At 67.6% G+C, this 275-nt stretch carries 1 protein-coding gene; it reads right to left on the bottom strand.

The window, feature by feature from the left end; all coding sequences use genetic code 11:
- Positions 1–275: DUF6596 domain-containing protein (locus SB679_RS24085; RefSeq protein ID WP_410704763.1), on the bottom strand; the 275-nt coding region annotated here is incomplete at both ends.

Raw genomic sequence — 275 nt, 5'->3', positions numbered from 1 at the left:
CAGCACGGTTGAGCTCGGCAACGGGTGAGGGCTGTGCCGCGATCAAGAGGTCGTAATAGGCGGCAATGCGCCGCCAGTCGGTTGCATCAGGCGTTCCGGCCTTGGCATGTTCCGCGGCAATCGCCGCCTGCACGGTGTAAAGGCCGATCTCCGGATGTGCCATGGCGCGGCCGAGCAGAGCGAGGCCTTCGGCGATCTCTTTCCGGTCCCAGAGGCCCCGGTCCTGATCCGCAAGCAGGACGAGGCTGCCATCGGCGCTGCGCCGCGCTGTCCGG

This window comes from Chryseobacterium sp. SIMBA_029 (assembly GCF_046535275.1).
Classification (GTDB): domain Bacteria; phylum Bacteroidota; class Bacteroidia; order Flavobacteriales; family Weeksellaceae; genus Chryseobacterium.
Note: the sequence above shows the minus strand (reverse complement) of the source record. Positions and strands in the feature narration are given on the sequence as shown.